This is a genomic window from Paenibacillus sp. TAF43_2 (genome assembly GCF_052113545.1).
In the GTDB taxonomy this organism is placed as follows: Bacteria; Bacillota; Bacilli; order Paenibacillales; family Paenibacillaceae; genus Pristimantibacillus.
Genome location: NZ_JBFRDK010000310.1, coordinates 1 through 3,815, shown reverse-complemented (window position 1 = coordinate 3,815; position 3,815 = coordinate 1). Strand labels below are relative to the sequence as shown.

Genomic DNA, 3,815 nt, shown 5'->3' with positions numbered 1-3,815 from the left:
GATGYAGAATCAGAAATTGAGACTTCATCTAAAGTGTTACATCGTTAGTACCAGAACGAGGAGAAACTAAAAAAAAGGGCCCCGATGAAGAGCCCATTCATAAACCAAATCATAAATAAAAATCATGCTATCCGCGTTGTAACAGTAAATAGCCGGATACAGCTGTTGTTCTCTTGCTAACAACTACAATAAAGCCGTTCTTCTTCAAGCATTTTATTGCAGGGATAAGGAGCGAGCCTGAAGTTAGTTTGCTTTCACAAGGTTTAGCACTGCCGATGACACGGGAAGCAGTAATCTTGCGAGCAGAACCGGGGATAAGCGGGTTTCTTGTCCAGGATACTAATACTAAATCAGGTTCTAAAGGAATACCTACAGAAGACATATCTATCACCTCGCTTTCACTAGACTCTATATCAAATGCTGGAGGATGATAGATTGTGACTTAAATGATGCCTTTTTTTGAGATACATTGAAATGATAGATTGATAAGTAGTATAAAATTAAAAGTAAATCAGAAAAAAGAGCCGTCAGGATGTTTTCCTGCGAATTTGCGAATCAGTCACTGTAAACAGGTATTAAAAACGTCAAATTCTTAAGTGAATTTAGTTTAGTTGGTTATGGTAAGCTTTTAAAACGATTACATAATGTATTTCGTTCAAGGGAGATAGTACTATATCATTAATTAAATATTGCCTTTTATTTGTTCGACATAGCAAAACGTAAAGTCGAAATTTGTTTAGGGTACCTCGCTTGTTAATTTCATTATACAGGTGAAAGAAAGGTGTAAAGAGTGTAGAATATGCTCAATAGATTTCCTCTTTTAAGTGAGGTGAGGAATTACTTTGTTAACAATTGAACGTTATTTGACGCTGTACGGGCGGTTTGCGAGTGAGCTTGGAGCAGGTGCAGCGGCGGAGGCATCACTGGAGAAAATAGCTGAGGCGCTGTATTGTACGGAACGAAATGCCAAGCTTGTTCTCCGCAAACTGTCAGAGGAAGGCTTCATCGAGTGGAGGGCAGGAAGAGGCAGGGGCAACCGATCACAGATTACTTTCCGGAAAGACCGGGAGAAGCTGCTTCTGTATCTGTCACGACAATATGCCGAAGACGGTGATTATAATAAGGCTTTTCATCTTCTCCAGAACTTTGGGGAAGGAACGGTGGCCAATGAAAAATTTATGGAGTGGATGAGAGGCAGCTTTGGCTTCCACAAACAGCAGGGGAAACTGGCTGATGTACTGCGCCTTCCTATTACAAGGACGATCATGACTCTGGATCCGGCAGAATGTATCTTTTCATTTGATGCGCATATCATTCAGCAGATTTGTGACAGACTTGTCGTGCTGGAGGAGAATACGGGCCGGATATTGCCCGGTATCGCCCATGAGTGGGAATGCAATGAGGATGCTACAGTATGGACTTTTCATCTGAGRAAAAGCGTATTATTCCATGACGGAACTGAACTTACCGCAGCTGATGTTGTCTTTACGATAGAACGTCTGAGAAGCGGAAAACTGAATAGCTGGATTATGCGGTCGCTGGACAGAGTCGAAGCCATATCAGAACGGATTGTACGCATTCAATTGCATAAACCCAACTGGTTATTTCTCAAATATGCCTGCTCCGTTGTATTGTCAATATTGCCTTCAGGGCTGCTCGGGCAAAGCGAAGAGATGTTCTGGAAGCGTCCTATTGGCACAGGCCCTTTCCAGATTGAAGAGTGGAACAGTGGAAGGATGCTGCTAGAAGCAAATGTACAATATTTTCAATCACGTCCTCATTTGGACCAGGTCGAAATCGTACATGTACCGCAGCATGAAGCTCTTAAGGCCAATGTGGCAAGTTGGAAGCAGCTGATTTGTGATCCGAAGCAGCTGGCTGTGATTGAAGAGAACGGCTGGATCAAGCTTGAATCCAAGAACGTCTGTACAAGTATGCTGAGCTTTAACATGCAGAGAGCAGGACTTCAGCAGTCGGAGATGTTCCGCTCTATTTTAGATCAGCTGCTTGACCGGAAGCGAATGATTCGCGAACTTGGAGGTTACCGGTATATGCCGGCCAAAGGTTTTTTCCCTAAATCAGAACCTTCTGAAGGAATAAGGGAAGCAGGTTGCGATGAGGAGCTGCGCAAGCAGATTATCCGATACGGATTCGATCAATCGCCGATTTCGTTATGTTCGCATACGAGTAATGAGGCTGATGCCCGATGGATTCAGAAGCAGTGTACTGACTATGGCATTAAGATGCAGGTTCGTGTTGAGTCACCGGAGAATGTGCTGGATGAGGTTGATGTGACGCTGTATTCGCTCGTATTTCCTGAGGATGAGGTTAGTTTGATCGAGAGCTGTGAACAGGAAGACAGCTTCTTGAAGAGACTAATGACGCCGGAGCTGTCGGTTTGGACACTTGATCGATTTGATGAAGCGCTTGCTTGCAGGAATTCGCCAGACCGAATGGCTATTTACACAGAAATTGAAGAGAGAATTCGGGAGGAGTACCAGGTCTTATTCTTGCTTCATAGTAAATTTTATACCGACTACCATCCTTCTTTAAAAGGAGTTCGGATCAATTCGCTCGGCTGGATTGATTTCAAACACATTTGGCGTGCCTAACAATTGGTTACTCTTTTATATCTTTAAAATAATGAATGAGATTTAGAAAATCCCCCTCAAAAGCCATTCAGAGGAGGATTTATTTCATTGCTAATTAACTAAAAGACTCAGCAGCATTTATAAAAGTTTCTTGCTTATATTCTACTGTTCTTTGTTGAATACTTTTAATAAAATTATGTAATGTTAAAGGTTCATTGAACAATACGAGTACTGTTTAAGGGGAATCGCGCGAATTATTCGCCGACACAATATGGTGAACCTTACCCAAAATAAGAAAAAAAGCATTTCCTGGATATTTCATTATTTTAAAAATCCTTGTATCTTTTTTAAAATTGGGTTGTCTTAAATTGAGAGGCGTATTGATATGACAAGGGGGATGGGGCTGAAGGATTTGCAGATAGTGCAACTAAACGGAATTGATAATACACGGTTGGTCGAGACCCTAATTTGTAGTTAATGAAAAGCCATAGGCTGTGAGCTAAAACCGGCAGGATTTCGACAACTGGTTGCGATTCTTGTCTCGCAAACAGGGAGAAGTCTCCATAATAATAGGGAGGCTTTTTTCCTGTTTTTGCATGTGCTTTGGATTTTCGATATCGTTATAAATGATGGCGTTTATTACATTTGTGCAAAGTCTTCTGGCTGCATAGCATCCCATTCATCGCTTCGATATGCTTTACCATTATATCTTACATAATACAGCATATTCAGGTTTTTAATTTCTTGTTTTAATACTTTCTTATCAAATGGTCCGTTTCCGAAAATTTCATTTAAATCTTCATTTAATAAATTCAAAATTTCATCCGGCATCATGGCGTTACTATTATCGATAAGCTCTACCCCTGAGTACTCCAAGTTCATTTTAATTTTAAATCCGGAACTGACAATCCCTTTTATTAATAATGTGGAGTTACTTTTTGGTTTTTGTTTAATTTCATCAAAAAACACGGAACAATTAATACCTTCTGGAATCAAGGGAACACCTCATATCTAATTTTACTCCTTAACAGGAGTCTATTAGTATTGTACACCTAATTTATTTATTTCTCTCTCTTATTTAAGATTCTTCTTTATTATTTTAAAATCTGGATCGTCTACACTAAGTTATACAGAAAAAATAAGGGCTAGTAGAATGAAGGGAACAGAGAAGGAGCGAATCTACTATGCCAAAACCAAGACGTACATTTACTACCGAGTTTAAGA

Annotated in this window: 3 protein-coding genes; 1 reads left to right on the top strand and 2 read right to left on the bottom strand. The window is 40.3% G+C overall.

Features of this window, described 5'->3' with window-relative positions:
- Positions 1 to 127: 127 nt before the first annotated feature.
- On the bottom strand, positions 128 to 382 hold the full coding sequence (locus AB4Z17_RS32665; protein WP_339208871.1) for a hypothetical protein: 255 nt from the start codon (positions 380 to 382) through the stop codon (positions 128 to 130).
- Positions 383 to 842: 460 nt separating this feature from the next.
- On the opposite strand from AB4Z17_RS32665, the gene AB4Z17_RS32660 reads away from it, so the two are divergent.
- Positions 843 to 2,612, top strand: a complete 1,770-nt coding sequence (locus AB4Z17_RS32660; protein ID WP_441964522.1) for an ABC transporter substrate-binding protein — start codon at positions 843 to 845, stop codon at positions 2,610 to 2,612.
- A gap of 618 nt (positions 2,613 to 3,230) precedes the next feature.
- Here the strand turns inward: AB4Z17_RS32660 and AB4Z17_RS32655 are convergent.
- A complete protein-coding gene (locus AB4Z17_RS32655; protein WP_339208874.1) occupies positions 3,231 to 3,587 on the bottom strand; it encodes a hypothetical protein in 357 nt (118 codons plus the stop codon).
- Positions 3,588 to 3,815 lie beyond the last annotated feature (228 nt).

What these genes read in the sequence shown, in the direction of transcription:
- AB4Z17_RS32665 (WP_339208871.1), bottom strand. Translation starts at nt 382, where the DNA reads ATGTCTTCTGTAGGTATTCCTTTAGAACCTGATTTAGTATTAGTATCC.